Source organism: Methanotorris igneus Kol 5 (assembly GCF_000214415.1).
In the GTDB taxonomy this organism is placed as follows: Archaea; AGJL01; Methanococci; order Methanococcales; family Methanococcaceae; genus Methanotorris; species Methanotorris igneus.
The window spans coordinates 1125504-1145415 of record NC_015562.1 but is presented as its reverse complement, the minus strand read 5'-3'; the positions used below and the strand labels follow the sequence as shown (position 1 = coordinate 1145415).

Annotated in this window: 18 protein-coding genes; 12 read left to right on the top strand and 6 right to left on the bottom strand. The window is 32.4% G+C overall.

Translation table 11 applies throughout. The annotated features are described in order from the left end of the window. Positions 1-4: 4 nt before the first annotated feature. Positions 5-1075, top strand: coding sequence for a hypothetical protein (locus tag METIG_RS05730; RefSeq protein ID WP_013799283.1), 1071 nt, complete (start codon positions 5-7; stop codon positions 1073-1075). 526 nt (positions 1076-1601) lie between these two features. On the opposite strand, the gene METIG_RS05725 is transcribed toward METIG_RS05730, so the two are convergent. Beyond that, complete coding sequence (locus METIG_RS05725) at positions 1602-2120, bottom strand: MarR family winged helix-turn-helix transcriptional regulator (protein WP_013799282.1); 519 nt, start codon at positions 2118-2120, stop codon at positions 1602-1604. A 619-nt stretch (positions 2121-2739) separates the two neighbouring features. On the opposite strand from METIG_RS05725, the gene METIG_RS05720 reads away from it, so the two are divergent. The 5 genes from METIG_RS05720 to METIG_RS05700 all read left to right on the top strand — a co-directional run bounded on the left by METIG_RS05720 (position 2740) and on the right by METIG_RS05700 (position 7356). After that, a complete protein-coding gene (locus METIG_RS05720) occupies positions 2740-3960 on the top strand; it encodes an ArsR family transcriptional regulator (protein ID WP_172632632.1) in 1221 nt (406 codons plus the stop codon). Between the two features lie 17 nt (positions 3961-3977). Next, entirely contained in the window at positions 3978-4910 is a 933-nt protein-coding gene (gene mptA, locus METIG_RS05715; protein ID WP_013799280.1) for a GTP cyclohydrolase MptA, read from the top strand. Positions 4911-5103: 193 nt separating this feature from the next. Further along, positions 5104-6210 carry an ATP-grasp domain-containing protein gene (locus METIG_RS05710; RefSeq protein WP_013799279.1) on the top strand — a complete coding sequence of 369 codons (1107 nt, stop codon included), beginning with the start codon at positions 5104-5106 and terminating at the stop codon, positions 6208-6210. After that, a complete protein-coding gene (gene tfe / locus METIG_RS05705; protein WP_013799278.1) occupies positions 6197-6751 on the top strand; it encodes a transcription factor E in 555 nt (184 codons plus the stop codon). The genes METIG_RS05710 and tfe overlap by 14 nt, the downstream gene beginning before the upstream one ends. A gap of 104 nt (positions 6752-6855) precedes the next feature. After that, positions 6856-7356: a TIGR00295 family protein gene (locus METIG_RS05700; protein WP_013799277.1), complete on the top strand. Its 501-nt coding sequence runs from the start codon at positions 6856-6858 to the stop codon at positions 7354-7356. 81 nt (positions 7357-7437) lie between these two features. Here METIG_RS05700 and METIG_RS05695 read toward each other — a convergent pair whose 3' ends face one another. From METIG_RS05695 to METIG_RS05685, 3 genes are read right to left on the bottom strand one after another with little or no spacing between them, the layout of a single operon-like run. Further along, entirely contained in the window at positions 7438-8325 is an 888-nt protein-coding gene (locus METIG_RS05695; protein ID WP_013799276.1) for a type II secretion system F family protein, read from the bottom strand. A gap of 4 nt (positions 8326-8329) precedes the next feature. After that, positions 8330-9379: a type II secretion system F family protein gene (locus tag METIG_RS05690; protein WP_013799275.1), complete on the bottom strand. Its 1050-nt coding sequence runs from the start codon at positions 9377-9379 to the stop codon at positions 8330-8332. 25 nt (positions 9380-9404) lie between these two features. Then, a complete protein-coding gene (locus tag METIG_RS05685) occupies positions 9405-11804 on the bottom strand; it encodes an ATPase, T2SS/T4P/T4SS family (protein WP_013799274.1) in 2400 nt (799 codons plus the stop codon). Between the two features lie 913 nt (positions 11805-12717). On the opposite strand from METIG_RS05685, the gene METIG_RS09295 reads away from it, so the two are divergent. Further along, the gene (locus METIG_RS09295; protein WP_172632597.1) at positions 12718-12906 is read left to right on the top strand and encodes a hypothetical protein; all 189 of its coding nucleotides are present in this window, start codon (positions 12718-12720) and stop codon (positions 12904-12906) included. A gap of 75 nt (positions 12907-12981) precedes the next feature. Here the strand turns inward: METIG_RS09295 and METIG_RS05680 are convergent, their stop codons facing one another. Then, positions 12982-14013: a transcription initiation factor IIB gene (locus METIG_RS05680; protein WP_013799273.1), complete on the bottom strand. Its 1032-nt coding sequence runs from the start codon at positions 14011-14013 to the stop codon at positions 12982-12984. A gap of 25 nt (positions 14014-14038) precedes the next feature. Then, positions 14039-14296 (bottom strand): Gar1/Naf1 family protein, encoded by a 258-nt coding sequence (locus METIG_RS05675; RefSeq protein ID WP_013799272.1) that lies wholly within the window; start codon positions 14294-14296, stop codon positions 14039-14041. A gap of 208 nt (positions 14297-14504) precedes the next feature. Here METIG_RS05675 and METIG_RS05670 point away from each other — a divergent pair, with 208 nt between their 5' ends. The 5 genes from METIG_RS05670 to hmdC all read left to right on the top strand — a co-directional run bounded on the left by METIG_RS05670 (position 14505) and on the right by hmdC (position 19859). Further along, positions 14505-15119 carry a cyclase family protein gene (locus METIG_RS05670; protein ID WP_245527596.1) on the top strand — a complete coding sequence of 205 codons (615 nt, stop codon included), beginning with the start codon at positions 14505-14507 and terminating at the stop codon, positions 15117-15119. A gap of 195 nt (positions 15120-15314) precedes the next feature. Next, positions 15315-16391 carry a 5,10-methenyltetrahydromethanopterin hydrogenase gene (hmd, locus tag METIG_RS05665; RefSeq protein WP_013799270.1) on the top strand — a complete coding sequence of 359 codons (1077 nt, stop codon included), beginning with the start codon at positions 15315-15317 and terminating at the stop codon, positions 16389-16391. 290 nt (positions 16392-16681) lie between these two features. Continuing rightward, the gene (gene hmdB / locus METIG_RS05660) at positions 16682-17734 is read left to right on the top strand and encodes a 5,10-methenyltetrahydromethanopterin hydrogenase cofactor biosynthesis protein HmdB (RefSeq protein ID WP_013799269.1); all 1053 of its coding nucleotides are present in this window, start codon (positions 16682-16684) and stop codon (positions 17732-17734) included. Positions 17735-17803: 69 nt separating this feature from the next. Continuing rightward, positions 17804-18370 carry a hypothetical protein gene (locus tag METIG_RS05655; RefSeq protein ID WP_013799268.1) on the top strand — a complete coding sequence of 189 codons (567 nt, stop codon included), beginning with the start codon at positions 17804-17806 and terminating at the stop codon, positions 18368-18370. Continuing rightward, positions 18339-19859, top strand: a complete 1521-nt coding sequence (hmdC, locus tag METIG_RS05650; protein ID WP_013799267.1) for a 5,10-methenyltetrahydromethanopterin hydrogenase cofactor biosynthesis protein HmdC — start codon at positions 18339-18341, stop codon at positions 19857-19859. The genes METIG_RS05655 and hmdC overlap by 32 nt, the downstream gene beginning before the upstream one ends. Positions 19860-19912 lie beyond the last annotated feature (53 nt).

Genomic DNA, 19912 nt, shown 5'->3' with positions numbered 1-19912 from the left:
AATTATGAAAATAATATACAATTCCCCAGAGGACTTTCTCACCGAAAAGTTATGGCTAATACCCACAATAAGGGAAAATACTTTGGAATTAAATGAAAATGGAACTTTTGAAGTAGTCAATAATATACCCATAATAAGATCTCTTGCCACACCATCATTAAGCAAAACCATATCACGGCTAATCTATTTAATAAAAGACAAAATGGTAATGTTTAAAAAAATAGAAAAAGCAAATTGGTTAAAAAATCTATTCAACTACATCCACGAAAAATATTTTGATAAATCAAACAACAACTACTACAGAGCAAAAAAAGCATGGTATAGGATGATAGGCGATTTATTTGAGGACATTAAAAATTGGAACTTTAAAAAAGTTAGAGGAAAAGTAATTAGTTTGCTAAGAGTATTAAGCCCAATATTAGTATTTGACGTCCACAACATAACAAAATGGAACCACACAAAAACATTTGTAAAATTTATTGAAGAATTAACGAAAAATGATATCGTTGTTATAATAAGATGCCCAATTGAAGCGATAGATTATGCAAAAAAGTTATTTAAAAACGCAAAAATAAACACCATAGCAGCAGTTAAATACTATGCCAAACACCTCGGCTATTACATCTCCAACAGGGTTGCAAAATACTTAGCCGAAATTTCGAAAGGCAATTTGAATGTCATAAGGTTAATACTGATACACTCAAAAAAAGAACTAAAAACACTAAGAGATATAAAAATCCCATGGTTGAAGATATTGCCAAAAATCGTCCCAAAAAAATATGAAAAAATTGTGGAAATCGCCTGTGAGTTAAGAAAATTCAAAATCAAAGATATTGAAAAGAGGGTAGATTTAAAATTACCTACAATTTACGAATACCTTAACGATTTAGTTGACATGGGTATTATATCAAAAACGAAAATTAGAAAAACCATAAGGTTCTCTATAAAACTCGACAGAGAAAAACTTATAAAACTACTGGATAAACTCCCAAGAAAACCTATTTTGCTACTATTTACAATAAATAACATCCTTGAACCAATCCCAAGATTAGAAAAGTTTCGGGTTTTCGAGTGATATATAATTTTGGAAGTATTACAAAACTGATGCAAGATTATTATAAAATATGTTTTGTGTAAAGTAGTGTCACAAATAAGTTTTTCTTAAAAGGTTGTAAATCAATATAATACGAAAATTAGTATATAAATGATTTCTCAAAGTGTTTCGAGTTTTCGAAGTGCATGTATGTATAGGTAGCGAGGGAATGTATCCAACATTGTACACCAACAAAATTATCACAAAAATTTTTTTATTATATTTTATGTTCTCGCTCAATAAATGTCTGAGAACTAAATAATTAACAAAACATTATATAAAACAAATATTAACTGAATTTATACATTAGTATCAATTAAAAACGTCACTGATTAAAATAAAACGAACTAACAATTATATTTAGCATGATCTACTACAAAATAACTAAAATCTCCAAAAAATCTTGACATTTCAACCTATTTTATTTCTTGTGATAATTTTACCAGTTGTAATTTTGATGCTCTTCCAAGGCATATACATACATGCGATTCGAAAACTCGAAATCATACTAATTTGTTTTGTCGTAATATTTCTTCAGATAGTTAATATGCTTACAATTTGACGATTGGCATGAAATACACCACCAACTACCTTTTTTCGGCTTGAACACTCTTGAAATTTCTTCTCCATCAGCATCGTAGAATACAAATGTGACTCCACCAAAATTATCTACAATTTTTTTGACTTCAAAACCTATTTTTTCGACTGGGTAATACTTGGTGTTGAATTTCATTTTCGAAAGGTTTTCGAAAATACTCGAAAAACTCAAGTCAAAGATTTCTGGACATAATCGCTTTAAAATGGCTATGCCTTTAGTTGTCAATGAATAGAGAACTTTATGTCCATTTCTTTCACGTTTTGTAACTCCTAATGCCGTACATAGCCTTAAAAACTGAGAAGGTAACCCTTTGGAAATTCGAAGGTTTTCGGATACCTGTTGTGGATAAGTTGTGCCACGTATTAACACATAGTGCAAAATTGCCTTCCTGAATGGAGTGGAAATAATCTCTTTTGGTAGGTATTCCATTGTTATCACCTTTTTTTATTGAATAATTGTTATTTTGTTTTATTTTTTTAAGATTTCAATTATATGTAGTTTTTTGCTGATATTTTGGTTAGATTCATATATGGACCTCTGGCCCTATTTAGTAATAACATAAAGGTCGTGGTATAAAAATTTTGTCATTTGTTTGATTTTTTAGATTTAAAATAATATCAGGTATTTTATATATAATCACATTTTAATATCATTTTTTAGCAATTGTAGGTTATATTTGTTGAAGTTTTGTTATATAATCATTAAATTCATAGTTTTGTTATTTGTATATTTTTGATTCACACTTTTGTTATATGCGGTTTTTGGAAATATCCTAATTCAAATAAACTTTATTACAATAAAATAGTATATATATAATTTTGAATTTTATTCAAGTTTATTTTTGAGCATTTGTAGTTGGTGTTTTCGCATGTTTATTATTTGATTCACAATATTTTAGCTTTATATTTTTATATTCATGAGATTTGTTTTATTGTAAATTGTATTTATTAGTTATTATATTTAAATTTATTGATAAAATATCTTTGGATTTTCGGATTTTCGAAAGATATAAAAAATTTCGAAACGTATTAGTGGATGGGTGATGCTTATGTTGGACCCTATTGACTTTATATACAACTCAGCATCAGCAACAAAAAACGCCATGCACAGGCTAAAATTGAAAACAAACCCATTTTCAGAGAAGCCTATAAGGGGAAACACCAAATTTTTTGTTGGGAGAACATCAGAGTTGAGAGAAATAGCTGATATTTTTGGAGCTGCGCAGTATGGAAGTGTTGTCAACGCTGCTATTGTTGGGACAAAGGGGATTGGTAAAAGTTCTCTTCTCAACATAATATATTACGCTGCAAAAAAACAGGGACATTGGGCTGTTGAGTTAACGGCATCTCAAATAACACCAAGGCAATTTTTGATACAAGTACTTTACAACCTAATAAGGGATAACCTCATCTCAATAGATGGAACAATATGCAGTGAGTATATACAACACTCCCAGAAAATCATGGAAATTTATAGGAAACTTGTTGATTATGGTGACAGAACACCAGTCCATTATCCAAGGGAGAGAATTGAGAGAGATCTTGATTTTTTATTGAATGAGGTTAAAGAAGAGGACAAACTTTGTATAATTTTAGTTGATGAGGCGGATCAATTTGCCAAAAAAAGTTGTTTAAGCTTGTTACAGTTTTTCCACTCATTCCTATATGAAGATGGAATTTTGGCATTCTTTGCAGGTTCCCCAACACTTATGGATGACTTAACAAAAATCTCCCCAGCAATGAGGGATAGGATACCAAAAATTATTAACATGCCTCCATTGTCAAAAGAGGAATCTTATGATTTGATTAGGAGGAGGTTGGAGGACGCACATATAGGAAACGCAAAGGAATTTGATCCATTTACTGATGCGGCAATAGATAAGATTGTTGAAGAATGTGATGGGATTCCAAGAAAGATAATAATGACTTGCTCAGAATCAATTTCAATAGCATTAAAAAAAGGAGTTAGTAAGATTGATGAAGATATAGTTAAGATGGCTATGGAGGTTTTAGGAATTAGTGTTGGTCATCAAATATTAAACCACTTAACGCCTGCCCAATCAAAAATTGTTAGGGCTCTTGCAGAATTGGGAGGAAGTTCAACAGTAACAGAATTGGCAAAATATTTAGGAAACTCCCCGGGAACTATAGGAACGCATTTATCAGATATTTATGAAATGGGATATATTTATAAAGAAAGAAGGGGAAATAATGTTTACTATACACTGTCAAAAGAGTTGATGGATGTGTTAATGAATGATAATGATTAGTGTTGTTAGGTGGTTCAATGAAATGTGATATCCAAGCAACAGAACCAGATATTAAGGTTCCTTTAACAAGGGTTGGGATAACAAATTTGAAAAAATTGGTAAAAATTAAGAGGAAAAATAAGAGGCCAATTATCTTATTACCAACGTTTGAAGTGTTTGTTGATTTGCCAAGTTTTCAAAAAGGAGTTCACATGTCAAGAAATCCTGAAGTTATAGAGGAGATTATAGAGGATGCAGTAGAGAAAGATGTGTATGAGATGGAGACGATTTGTGAGGAGATTGTTAAAAAGTTGTTTGAAAAGCATGAATATGCCACAAGGGCAGAGGTTTTTATGGTGAGTGATTTTGTTTTAGAGGAGAAAAGCCCAGTATCAAAAAAGCACTCCCAGGAAGTTTGTAAGATAATGGCAAAGGCATGTGGATTTAAAGATGGTAATAAAATAAAAATTAAAAAATTGGTTGGTGCTGAGGTCGTTGGAATAACTGCGTGCCCATGTGCTCAAAATTTACTAAAAGAAAAATCAATAGAAAATTTAAAAAAGCAGGGTTTTTCTGATGAGGAGATTAAAAAGATAATGGATTCTGTGGTTATAGCAACTCACAACCAAAGGGGCATTGGAACAATCTTAATTGAGGTTCCAGAAGGATATAATGTTGAAATATTGAGGATAATAGATATTATTAAAAAATCCATGAGTGGAGAAGTTTACGAGCTTTTAAAGAGAAGTGATGAAGCATATGTTGTTGAAACAGCCCATAGAAATCCCAAATTTGTAGAGGATTGTGCAAGGGAAATGATAAAGAGGATTGTTGAAACTTTTGATTACCTTCCAGATGAAGCAAGAGTTTTGGTTAGGCAGGTTAATCAAGAAAGCATACATAGACATGATGCATTTGCTGAAAGATGTGCTACTTTGGGAGAGTTAAGGAAGGAATTGGATGTTAAGTAATTTTTTGATAAGTTGGATTTATTTTGCAATTTTATTTGTTTTGGTGTATAATCGTTCACAACAATTTTAAAAGAATAATAATTAAACATAATATTTCAAATATGTCTAAACTTTATCCCTTTTTAATTTCATTGAAGATTGTTATCGGTTATAACCTAAACGACTATATTGTTTTTTTGTTTTGGGGATGGTTATGAGGTTGCTTGTTGTTGGTGTCAATACTCGCCCCGTAGTAAATTCTGCCAAGAGGTTGGGGTTTGAAGTTTATTCAGTATCTTATTATAACCCTGTGGATTTAAATGCCGACAAAAAGATATATTTTATAGATGACTATAACCATGGACATTTTAGGGAGAATTACAGTGAGGATGAATTGTTAAAAGCGGCAGAGAAATTTGTGGATGAGGTTGATGGTATTTTGATAACTTCTGGAATATTTGAGGATAAGAATTCAAAAACTCCCAATTGGGATGTTATTGGAAACCCACCAAAAAAGATTAAAAGGATGAGCAATAAATATAATACCATTAAAAGATTAGAAAACTTGGGCTACAACGTTCCTTTGACATACCTTGCTAAGAACTATTCTCAGCTGGAGAGGTATTTGGATGAATTAAAAATAGCGATTTTAAAGCCGATTTCTGGTAGTGGAGGTATTGGCGTCACAAAAATAAGCTTTTCCACAATTGAAAACATGGGTGCTAAAGAAGCTCTTGAAGAATTGAATATCAACATTGAATTCCCCATATTGGTTCAGGAATATATAAATTCTGAGAGTTTTAGTGCATCTTTCATAGACACTAATTTTATAACATTTAATAGGCAGATAATTGAGAACAATATGTATGTTGGAAATATAACTCCTTATTCACTAAATGGTAGGATATTTAACGTTAGTAAAGCCATAAATGATTTCAGGGAAATTATTGAAACTTTTGAACTAAAGGGTATGAATGGTATTGATTTTATGATTAAAGATAATGAAGTTTGTATAATTGAGATTAATCCAAGGATATTGGGAACCTTTGAAACTATTGAAAAATCTGCAGGAGTAAATTTAGTAAAGCATATAATTGAAGGAAAATCAGCGAACGTCAGGGAGAGGTTTATTAAGAGAATCGTGTTTGCAAAGGAAAAAATTATCGCAAAAATCAAAAAGAAACCATTTGTTTATGATATTCCAAAATATAATGCAGTGATAGAAAAAAATGAGCCAATAGCAACAGTAATTGCTAAAACTAACATTAACCACTGTATAGACAGTATTTACAAGGAGTGTGTTGAGTATGAAGCTAAGTAAAGAAGAGATTTACAAGATGTTTGACAACCCACTTGTTCAGGAAGTGTTGTTTGATATTTTTGATGGTGAGGAGGAAGGGTTTGAGATATTGGATGTACTTTTGGAGTTAGGTGAGGCTACAGATGATGAAATTGCAAGAAAGTTAAATTTAAAGCTAAATTTAGTTAGAAAACTTTTGTATAAAATATATGAGGCAAGGTTAGTGGATTATAGAAGAGAAAAAGATGAAGATACTAATTGGTACACATACACATGGAAACCAACAATTGAGAAACTGCCCTACGTTGTAAAAAAGAGAGTCAATCATATATTAGATGATTTGAAAAAGAGGTTGGAGTTTGAGGAGAACAATATGTTTTTCTACTGTCCAGAATGTAATTTGAGATTTGTCTTTGATGAGGCAATGGAAACTGGATTTAGATGCCCAAGGTGCGATGGGATATTGCAAGAGTTTGATAACAGGGAAATAATAAAATCATTAAAGGAACAAATTGCCTTCTTTGAAAATGAAATTAAAACAAATCCTTTATTTTCAAGATAAGTCCTAAAAACACGAAATTTAAGAAACCTAAGAATTCATAAATTAATTTTAATTTTTTGAATTAAAAATAAACTACAACTTTTTTAGTTTCGTAAGGTGGAAACATGGATGCACTATCGCTTTTAAAGGAGTTATGTGATAAAAATGTTGTAGAACACTGCATCGCTGTTTCAAATTATGCTTATGAAATAGCCTTACAAATAAAAAACAATGGTCATCCAGTAGATTTAGAGTTAGTTAGGTTAGGTGGGCTGTTGCATGATATTGGGAGGAGCAAAACGCATGGTATAGAGCATGGGATTGCTGGGGCGGAAATTCTGAGAATGCATGGTTTTGATGAAAGATTGGCGTTAATAGCGGAGAGGCATATTGGTGCTGGAATAACAAAAAAAGAGGCTATTGAACTTGGTTTACCACCAAAAGATTACGTTCCAGTAACTTTGGAGGAGAAAATTGTGGCTCATGCAGATAACTTAGTAAGCGGGACTAAAAGAGTGGATATTGGTTTTGTCGTAGATAAATTTAGGAGAAAGTTGGGGGATAATCACCCTGCAATAGAAAGAATTTTAAGGTTAAATGATGAAATAAATTCATTGTTAAAATAAAAATTTAAAGTTCATTTTTAGTTTTCTGGTTTCTGTATTTTTTATTATTTTGTTTTAACATTGTACTTTAATTTTTTTAGTTTAACTGAATAACATCCCTGTAAGTTTTAACGTGCCATAAAATGCTATAATACCCATGGTCATACATATAGCACACATTAAAATCATCCTACCCAACTTAAGACCATATAGTGGTATAGCAAATAATAACCCAAATATTCCAGTTCCAGTTTGGATTATTTCAACGCATTTTGCTATTTGATCCTGAGTTACTGATGGCATTTGTGGAGCTATTTTTGAGACGATTATTAAATACCCCCCAATCAAGGCTGCCGTTGCTGGTATAACCCCACATAATATAACTAAACCCACGGCAAGACCATTTGCAGTGACACTTAACAACTGCCTTCTTAAATTTTGAAAGTCCTCTAAGGTTTTAGCCAATATTTTTAGTGTGTTTGCTAAATCCCCACCATATTTTCTGTTTTCTATTAATAATCTTGAAAGCTGTCGGAATACTTTTGAATCCAGATAACTGGCAACAACCAGCATAGCATCTTCAAAACTCATTTTTTGGTTAATCATTAATATCATAACTCTGGCAAAAACCTTATCAACCTCACTAATACCACTTTTAATAACCTCTTCCATAGCTTCAGTTAATGACCTTCCTGACTCTAAGGCAAGAATCATTGTATATAAAGCCTTTGGTAAGTTTTGTTCAAACCTTTCAATCTTTATTTCATAGAGGATTGTTGGAATGGATAATGCGGATGCAAGATATACTAATGCCAATATTATTGCTGTTTTTAATGTTAAATTAAAAAATAAACTAAATACTAATGGAATTGCAAATACAAACAATAATAACGATATAAATACCCTTTCATCAACGCGTTTTCCAATTTTTCGCAGTATTCTAATGTTCCGTTTTATAAAATAAATATATATTTTGTTTATGATTGACATAATCTCACTCAATCTTCATTTTAATAAATATCGTGAAAATTATTGTTGAGATTGGACCTATTTTTGTTAGTATGAGATCAACTGTATCTATTATTCCGGGAAATCCTTGCTGACTACCAAGTGCTGACTGTATCATACCAGCAAATGGTAAAATCAACCCAACACCAAAAACAAGATTTCCTAAATTTGATATCATAAATTTTGATGAATCTATTTTTGCCAAAGATTGTCTAACAATATCCTCATACAACTTCTCCAACAATAGAGAAACATTACCTTTATTAAAAGCCACTAAGAGCTGATCATACAATTTTTCCATAAGTGGTATTTTAGTTCTCATTTTTGCCCTTTCCAGTGCCTCTACAAAGTTATATCCACCAACATTTACGTCATGAATTATTGCTTTGAATTCATAAGATACTATTCCATATTCTGGACTTTTTGCAACGTTTTCTATAGCTTCCTGAAGTGATATTCCTACCCTAACAACAGATACCATATACAACAATGCAAATAATATTTGAATTTTTATTTCTCCTCTAAATAATATTAATTTTAATTTGGGGTAGAAAATACCGGCTATCATTAAACCTCCAGCGAAGATGAAACCATTTAAGATACCTGAAATTGGATTATTGTTCAAAATAGCCCCATATAAAAACAAAAGAATGAATGTTCCAAGACTTGCTAATAACACCTTAGCGAAATATTTTTTCTCATCACTTATACCTATATATTGAAAATCTCTTTTTGATGGTAAAAATGACGTGTGGGTTATCCAATATGAGAGTGATTTTGAATATTTCTCAAAAATCCCTAAATCATCACCAAATAAATCATCAATATCTCTGACATCCATGGGGGTATCTTCTATGAATGGTTCGTAAAATGTAAGTGCCTCTTCACCACTTGACATTCTTCTGAGATATTCTTCCCAAGCAGTACGGAATCTTATTCTTTTCCTTTTTAGCCCTATTTTAATTAAAAAATCATCTATGCGTTTTGAAATTTTCTTAAAAAATTTTTTTATGTTTTCCACAGAAATTTCTACCATAGAACCCACCATAAAATGAATTGAGTTATAAGTGGAGGGAACGTAATAATTTTTCCGGATCTTCTTGATATGCCATTATTATTGGAGCCACATCTTCAAGTTTATGGATGTTGTTGTCCACCATATACTTTAAGACCTTTTTCCTATTTATCCTATCGTCCATCAATTCATCCCTTGTAATTCCTGCAATTTCACAAACCTCTTCTTCCCACATGCAGATACCTTTTTTGATGAGGGAATCTGTAATACCATCATACTCAAACAATGTGGTTTTGCTAATTTGTACCCCATCTCCACTTACAATTTCAACTATATCCAATATTCTTCTAACTGTTTTTTTGTTTCTCCTAATTCTTTGTTGGTTTATTATGAAGTTTAATGATGTGATCATGATTTTTGGGACGTTCATTGGGGGGCTTATTAATCTTAATATTGCCTCATCAGCACTGTTTGCGTGTAATGTCCCAGAGCAGTTGGAAACATAAAACATCCCAGTATTTCCAGCCATGTATGTATGGTTATCTTCAACGGTTAAATCATATACATATCCATCATATTTTACTTTTTCAATGGATACTACTCTTTTCCATGTTATGTCATTGCATAATGCCAATAGGTGATTCAACTTTCTACTTGTAACTAAACTGTCTAATCTTTCATTTAATTTTTTTGATTTGTTATAGTAGTTTGACTTTAATTTTTCTGAGTATTTTTCCTTAATATTTTCAACGAGTGTTCTCAAATCATCTTTTGATATTACACTTGAATTTTCATACTGCTTAATTGTTTCTGAATTAATGCCAGTAATTTCTTCCAATTCTGATGGATTCATATTTAGGTGTTCTCTTATATCTCTCAGTATCTTTCCAGTATTTTCGAACTTCTCTAATTCATCAGTGCCATTAGTTGGCACGGCAATGAAATCCCCACATTTTAAGAACTCTGCATTTTTCTCATATATTATTCCATTTAGAGTATAAAATGGGTGATCATTTGTTGCTACTATTTCCCCACCATCTTCAGTTTTTATCTTATATAGATAGCCGTTGTATTTTGTTCTCCAAACCCTCAAGATTCTTTTTTTCTCACATTTTAGGGATTTTTTGTTTAAACTCTTTATTGTTATATTCTCATCAGAGATATCAACATACTCATGATTCTTGTATGTCTCAATGTTTCCATCAAAGAATGCCTCACAGAACTCTCCGATCTTTTCCATGCCATTGTTAAGCATTATATTTGCATCATAATGCAATGCTCCATCGTGACCTGTGTTCATAGCAACAAGTAATGAGTGGGCTTCTTTCCCCCTAACTTCCCCAACGAGTATCCTATCAGGTCTCATCCTCAGGGCGTTTTTAATTAAGTCATCCATGGTTATCTCATATCCTGGAACACCAGGTCTTGGAGGACGTGTAATCATCCTTATAACGTGCTTATGTGGAATTTGCAATTCTGGTGTATCTTCAATCGTTATTATCCTATCTGTATACATGGCAAACATGGACAATACGTTTAATGTTGTTGTTTTACCAGAACCTGTTCCCCCTACAATTAAGGTGTTGGCAGGTTTTGCTCCAAAATATCCTTCAACGGCTTGCCATAAAAATGCTGCAGTTTCCAAATCAAATGTTCCAAATTTAATTAAGTCGGTTATTGTTAATGGGTCTTTTGTAAATTTACGGATTGTTAATGTTGCCCCATTTAATGTAACATCTTGTGTTGTTGCATTCACCCTACTACCATCTGGTAAGAATGCATCAAGCATAGGAGTTCTTGCATCTATTGTTCTATTTGCAAGATATGCAATATTTTCAATGATTCTTGTTAATTCCCCCTCATCTAAAACAATGTTAGTTTCACACATCTGATATTTTCTGTGGAATACGAATGCTGGCAAATTCCAACCATTAACCATAACCTCTTCTAATCTTGGATCGTTTAACGGGACTTCTAATAAACCCAACCTTCCTATTAATAAGTAAAAGTATTTTGCTAAGCAATCCAATTCATCTTTATTAAATGTTATATTACGTCTGTCAGCAAAATTTGTTAAATATTCTTTAATTTGTTCTAATTGTGTAAATAGACGTTCTGAAATATCTGATTTTATTGTTTTTATATGATCCTCTGTTAGTTTTGATAGTGCCTGTTTTATTTTATCAAGTTCTGAGATTTCGTAGTATATCATACTACCTTTTTTCTTAATGAATACATCCATTTCAATATCCCCGATAGCAACTCTGTAAGTGTCTAATATTATTTCAGATGCGTCTTTAGAAAGATTTATTTTGGGTGTTATTTTGGATTCTATAGTTTTTGGCTCAGCATCTTTAATTGTTTCTTTTCTTTCCATTTCTTTTTTAGTTTCAGGTTCTGCAGTAGTTTTTACGCTTTTCTTCTGAATTCTATCAAGAAGTCCCATTTAATCACCGATTATGTAATTATTTTGGGAAATTTTAAATGTGAATTTTGAAATGTTGTTATTGTATTTAAGGAAGATGGTGCATAATTGATACATCTAAATTTATACCCTAACATCTTTAACCCCTATTAATGGGTTCAACGCAGTTTTTGATTTAAGTAACATTTAAATATAGTCGTGTGCGTTAGAAGGGTTTTTGGCAAAACTGAAAGTTTTGCCGTATGTCTTTTGGCAAAACCTAAAAGGTTTTGCCGTATATCAATTATAATAAACCCGAAAGTCCCTTATAGTCGTTCTACAATTAGATGACAGTTAATCTAACTCTAATTTAAATTAGAGTTTTGTTAAATTACCTAAAATTTAAAATTTGGGACTATGGACAGTGCCGTAATTTGTAGAACGACTATAATAGGGGTGGGATGTGGGTGTAGTCAGACAGATGTGCGGAGTCCCGTTCCCCGCGAACGCTCCCTGATGAGGCTGTATAGGCTGAACGGGAGAACCGCTTCGGAATGTTGCTTAAAGTTCCTATAGATTCCCGAAGCGGAGAACGGTAACCATCATGTATAATGATTGTTACTTTTTGTACCCTATTTCTATTTATTATATTTTATATATCACCTTATTAATGTTTATAATGGTTATATGCGTTAGAATTTGGAATGGCTGCAATATCATATATTTAATATAATATTAGTGGTGTATGGTATAAAAAACATTATCAATATTATAGTTCATAATGAAACTTTTTAAACCATATAAATTTGGTATGCACAGTATTTAAAATATTACGGCAAAACCTACGGGTTTTGCCGTTCAAAACTGTTTAGTTTTTTGTGAGTATTTGTGAGGATGTGTTTATGAGTTTTCGATATATTTATATAGAACTTTATAAAGATAAAAAGATAGATGGGTGGAGCTTGGGGTCATCTCGGAGCGAAGCGACGAGAACTTAAAAACCGTTAGGTTTTTATGTCCACGACAGGGGCAGAGACACCCTTGTGTGGCTGATGACGCCCAAGTCCAATATGGGTATTTACTCACCAATACTCATATTGGACAGACCCCAAATTTATTTTTTGTGTTATTCATAAAGAGGTAAAATTTGTTATCTATAAGTAATGATGTTTGAAGATAAAGCGTTCAAAACTTAAATCGTTTAAAATAGAGTTTTGGGTTATAGCGTTACATCTATATCTAAATGCTCGGTAAGTTCTTTGTATCTATTCCTTATAGTTACTTCTGTAACTCCGGCAACTTCTGCAACATCTCTTTGTGTTCTTCTATTTCCTAATAATACACTTGCTATGTAAATTGCTGCTGCTGCAACACCAGTTGGGCCTCTTCCACTTGTTAAACCTTTTTCAGCAGCTTTTTGCAAGATGGCTATTGCCTTTGACTCAACTTCTCCAGGTAATCCCAATTCAGATGCAAATCTTGGCACGTAATCTATTGGGTTTGTTGGGGCTAATTTTATACCTAATTCCCTTGCTAAAAATCTGTATGTCCTTCCAATTTCTTTTCTATCGACTCTTGATGCCTCAGCAATCTCATCAAGAGTTCTTGGCACTCTGCATCTTCTACATGCCGCATATAATGCTGCTGCTGCGACACCCTCTATACTTCTTCCTCTAATAAGTCCTTTTTCAACAGCCCCCCTATACAATACAGCAGCGTTTTCTCTAACGTTTCTTGGTAAGCCGAGTTTTGATGCAATTCTATCCAATTCAGATAATGCAAATGCCAAGTTCCTCTCTGATGCATCACTAACCCTAATTCTTCTTTGCCATTTTCTCAATCTGTAAAGTTGAGCCCTCTTATTTGCAGAGATGTCTTTTCCATAACTATCTTTGTTTCTCCAGTCGATAACTGTTGATAACCCCTTATCGTGAATGGTGTATGTCATTGGAGCTCCAACTCTACTTCTCTTAACTCTTTGCTCATGGTCAAATGCTCTCCATTCAGGCCCAACATCAAACAAGTTTTGTTGCAAGACACATCCACAATTTTCACATACAATTTCAGCTCTCTCATAGTCTTTAATAACATTAGTGCTTCCACAAATTGGACATACTAATTCTTCTTCTTTTTCAAGGATAACATTTTTATCGCTTTTAATTTTTTCGTTGTTAGTAGTTTTAATCTTTTTTTCTGATTTTTCGTTTTCAGTGGTTGTTATTTTTTCTTTGAGTTCTTGTTTGGTTGTCATAATTACCACTTATAAAATTTTTTAGTTATTTTTTTCGATATTTAGATTTACCGTTCTTTTGTTTGAGAATATACACCTCACCTATATAATCCTCAAAACCCTTAAATGGGATGATCTTTACGTATGGTCTATTAACAGGACCAAAAACATCATATATTTTACCAACTTTTTTGAATTTTTTATTGCTCTTCAAAATAACAATTGAATTTATTGGCGGTTGAAAATTAGCCCTCCCAATTAACTTCCCCTTTGGAGTTTTATGAGTTATTATTATCCTTTTCAAGTTCAACTCCTCCAACGATACACAGATTATTTCTTGTCACTTATGGTATATAAATTTTTCGAAAAGTTTATATATTAGGACTTGGGTTTATGCACCAAATGTGAACATTTTTATCTTTGGATTGAAAGATGGGATTCAATTGTGTGCTCTTAATTAAATTATTGGCAAATATAATGATATATCAATGTAAAAAAACTAAAATATATGGATGTTGGGGAGTATGGGAGATATTAAAGACCTATTAAAAAATAAAAACACTATTATTGACCTTAGTCATGAAGTTATGGATTTTGTCTATCCAGGAGATCCAAAGTTTTGTATAAGTACTCTCAAATTTGAGAATTTTATGGTTTCTGAGATAAAAATGGGCTCCCACATTTCTACGCATGTGGATTATCCAAAGCATGTTGGATTAGATAACGATTCTGTGGTAGATGTTATTGTTGGGGAGGGATTTTGTGTTAATATTGGTAATTTGGAAGAATTTTTATCTAAAAGCAATTATATTAGAAATATAGATGTTTTATTGATTTATACCTCTATTTCATCACTTTGGGGGAGGGAAGAGTATTTTGAAAGGGGGATAAATATTAAAGACTATTTGAATGATTTGTTAAGTTTAGGTATCAAAGCGATAGGTGTGGATTGTGCAAGTATTGGAGATTACGATGTGCATAAATCTCTTTTATTAAATGGGATTTTGATTATTGAGAATCTCACTAATTTGGATATTTTAGTGAATAAATCATTTTTCTTCATCGGTTTGCCTTTAAAAATTAAAAATATTGATGGTGTGCCAATTAGGGCAATTGCAATTCTTTAAAAACTTAATTATTATTTTTTATTTTTTAAAGTTTGATATTAAATAAACTGATATCCATTAAATTTTAAAATATATTATTAATATTTTTAATGGCAAATAATAATTTTTCAAAAAATTGTAATAATTTGAACCAAATAGATAATTATATATATTACTAATTTATATAATAGTAATACAAAATTTTGAGGTGATGTGATGAAAATTGCTATATTGGGGGCAGGCTGTTACAGGACCCACGCAGCTGCTGGAATTACAAACTTTGCGAGAGCATGTGAAGTTGCAGAACAAGTTGGCAAACCTGAAATTGCTTTAACACACTCAACAATCACAATGGGGGCAGAGTTATTACACTTATGTGATGAAGTTAAAGAAGTTGTTGTTTCAGACCCATGTTTTGCTGAGGAACCTGGTTTAGTTGTTATTGATGAGTTTGACCCAAAAGAAGTTATTGAAGCACACAAAGAAGATCCAGAAAAAATAATGCCAAAAATTAGAGAGGCAGTTAAAGCAAAAGCAAAAGAGTTGCCAAAACCTCCAAAAGCATGTATCCACTTAGTTCACCCAGAAGATGTTGGTTTAAAAATAACAACAGATGACAAAGAGGCAGTTGCAGATGCAGATATCATATTAACATGGTTACCAAAAGGAAACAAACAACCAGACATCATTAAGAAATTCGTTGATGCAATTCCGGAGGGGGCTATTGTAACCCACGCATGTACAATCCCAACAACAAAATTCGCAAAAATCTTTAAAGATTTAGGAAGAGATGACTTAAACATCATCTCCTACCACCCAGGGGCAGTTCCTGAAATGAAAGGACAAGTATTCTTATCAACAGGATTTGCATCAGATGAAGCTGTTGAAAAATTATACGCATTAGCTCAAAAAGCAAGAGGAACAGCTTACAAATTACCTGCAAACTTAATTAGTCCTGTTTGTGACATGGGTTCAGCAGTTACAGCAACAGTTTATGCTGGTTTATTAGCTTACAGAGATGCAGTTACAAAAATCTTAGGAGCTCCTGCTGACTTCGCTCAAATGATGGCAGAAGAGGCAATTACACAACTCTTAGAATTGATGAAAAAAGAAGGAATTGCAAACATGGAAAAAGTTTTAAATCCAAAAGCATTAACTGGAACAGCAGACAGTATGTGCTTTGGACCTTTAGCAGACATATTACCACAAGCGTTAGAAGTTCTTAAAAAACATGGTGTAGAGGACGAAGGAGAAAAAACCAAATGCGAAATAATGTCACAAGCAAATAAATAAATTGTAAATTTTGAATAATAATCTTCTTTTTTATTTTTTATATTTTAATTTGTATGTTAATTGGTTTTAATTGAGCAAAACCTCGGTTTTGCAGCTCTTCGCTTCACTTCGAAATCGAAAACTTTTTAATCTTTCTTTTTTATATTTGAAAATGGGATTTTAACAGAGTATTGGGTTATATTCAATTATAAATTTAAATTGATGCTCATAGACATTATGAAATTTAGTATTTAGTAAATTATTAGTTATTAGTAAATTATTCATGATACCCATCCGTAAATGGTGATGTAATGGTATTTAAAAAGATAGAGGAGAATTTTGAAGAGTTAAAGAAGGGAAATGAGGAATTTATAAAATATGGGTTGATAGATAAAGAAGATGCTTTAAAACTATTTGAAATAAACCATTGGAGTGATTATTTAAGGTTATTTAATATTGCTTCAAAGGTTAGGGATTATTTTAAGAAAGAGATTGAGATAACTTCAACAATCCACATAACCAACATCTGTAAAGTTAATCCTAAATGCCACTACTGTGGTTTTGCCGCTGGGACTTCAAGAGAGGGTTATTACAAACCATTTAGAATTTCTGATGAGGACATCAAAAAATCAGCAATAGCAATTGAAGAGAGTGGGATTTGTAGGGTTAGCTGTTCATCCGCACATGGTTATGGGGGGAGAGAGGTTTTAAGAGCATTAAAAATTGTTAAGGAAAACACGAACTTAGAGGTTTTAGTTAATGCTGGGGCGGATTTGACGGAGGAGACAATAAAAGAAATGAAAAAATACGGAATAGATACAATTTGCTGTAACTTAGAAACAACAAATGAAGAGTTATTTAATAAAGTAAAACCAGGAGAAAAATTAGAGGATAGGATAAAGGTCTGTAAATTAGTGAGAAAGTATGATATTGAACTATCTTCTGGCTTATTGATTGGAATTGGAGAGAGTTATGAAGATAGAGTTGAACATCTTTTTTATTTGAAGGAATTGGGCGTTGGGGAAATTCCCATAATGGGTTTTAACCCCTACAAAGACACACCAATGGAAAATCATCCAAAATGTTCTGCATTAGAGCAAGCAAAGACAATTGCAATAACACGGTTAATATTTCCAGATATAAGAATAACATCCCCAACCCCAACAATAGGGGCTGAGTTAGTGCAATTTGCTTTATTGGGGGGAGCGAGTAACTTAGCAACGGTAATTCCAGATAATCATCCAATGAATATTAAGGGGGTTGGAAATCCAAGAACTGGGAATTTGAATGAAGTTATTAAGATGATTAGTGAGTTAGGGTTGAAGCCAAAGTTAAATTTGAGTAAAATTAATAGCAAAAACTGAATAATTATAATTCTCTGTTTTTTCATTATTTTTATTTCGAATTTTAGAAAATTTTCCAAGCGTGAAATTATGAAAATTGGAATAACTAAAATGTATGAAGATATTGCCAATTTAATCGGATTGAAGGATTACGAAATAGTCAATCCATACAAAGAAAAATGTAACTGCGATTTTTTAATCATATCCAAGGGTTATAAAGAAGGGGTAAAAAAACTAAATCCAAATGCAGAGATTTTTGAAGTTAAGTCAGCAACTTTTAAGGACTTAATTGAAACTCTTGAAGAGTTAAAAAAATTAGGCATTGGAAATAAAGAAAAAATAAACAACTCAATAGAATTTTTAAAAAATAAAGAAAAAAGGATAAAGAAATTGGCAAAAAATTTGAATGTAAAGGTTAATCCAAAAACTGACTTTGTTAGGAAGGTTGTTGAAGATTTGAACTTAGAGATTTCAGATGATGGGATTTTAATAATCCCTGATTATTTGTTTGATGGGAAAGAAAGAGATGATGCCATCATTTTAAAAACTCACAACTATGATTTAGGATTAGTTGAGAGAATTGAAGATAGGTATTTACAAATGGTAAATAACTTGAGGGGTTTTTATGAGGGATCTTATAAAGGAAAGTGTAAATAATTTAGATGCGGCATTGGAATTAAGAAAGCTAATTATAAAAAAATTAAATGAGAAAAAATTAAAAGAAAGCGATATAATTGAGATTGTTGATGCGGTTGATGATTTATCTTTAAATGAGATTCAAAAATTAGGGAGCAATTTAAGAAAGTTTCCTATGGGGTGTGATTTGGTTGAGGTTGCTGTAGGGCCATGTGCATCATCTTTAACACTAACTCAATTCATAGAGAACTGTATCTTAACTGATTATATGGGATTAACTATACACGTTTGTGCCTATGCGTTGGCAGACATTGGAGAAAAGGAAGGGATTCCACCATTAGAAGTTATGAAGATGGTTTATGAGAATGTTGATGTTCCGTTGGATTTAGATCACTTTGGGCAATATGGGGCGATGAGATTTCCAAAGGAGATAACACACTGCATGGGAGAGTGTTATTACAACGGCCCACCATATAAAGGATGCCCAAGAGAAAGGATACACAAGAGGTTAATTGATAAAGAGAAAGAATATGCTCATGAATTTGATGATTGGGTAAAGTTAGCATCAACTGTATGTATAAATGTGGTTGAAGAGCAGGGTGGAGAGGAGCATGCAGCCCCATTAGAGGAAATGGCGGTTGTTGCCGAGGCAGCGAAAAAATATGGTAAGGGATTGGAGGGAATTTTCCACATTGGGGATGGGTATGATGATTTGATAACAGGTCTAAAATCATGCATTGACTTTGATGTTGATGTTTTGGTCGTTGAGGGGGCTCCGTTCAATAGGGCAAAGAATCGCCTCAAAGCATTTGCAAAGGCAATAGCAGTTTCAAGAATTTTGGTTAAGGGTGGAGTTGTTGCTACAAATGGGGCCTATGAGGATGAATGTAGAATTGGGTTGAGGAGTGGGCTTAATGTGATTATAAGTGGATTTAGTGGAAATCACCATGGATATATGTGTGGTTACTCTCCTGGAACAGCAAAGAGGGGTAATTTTGGATTGCCAAGGGTTATGAGGATAATTAAGGAAGAGATAAAAAATATGGATGTGAATTTGGTAAGTAGGCATGATTTAATTGCTATAGCAAGGAGCAGTAAGTTTTTAGGCAATATCATTTATCCAGAAACATTGGGGGGAATGTTTATTGGAGATGCCCATTGGGTTGCTATTAAAAACAGCAAACTACATGATAGAGTTAGGATAAGGAAGACACTGGAAGATGTTGAAAATGAATATAATGGGGAGAAGTTGGGTTTCTTAGGGGGGAGGTATATAGCATGGGGAATAGCAAAGAAGTTGATGCCAGAGGAGGTTTATGTTAGTGATGCAAATAAATGGGTTGAGGAGGCAACTGTTAAGATATTGAATGAAGTAGGAATAAATGCCTACAAATGCAATGGGAATGATGAAGAAGTTGTTAAAAATGCGGATAAGACATATATATGCTCTATGATTCCAGAGATAATTTTGAAAATAAAAAATAAAGTAGATGCTGAGAGCTTGATTTAGATAAAAATATCAACAGTATTCACATTAAAAAGCATTGACAATAATTAGTCAAG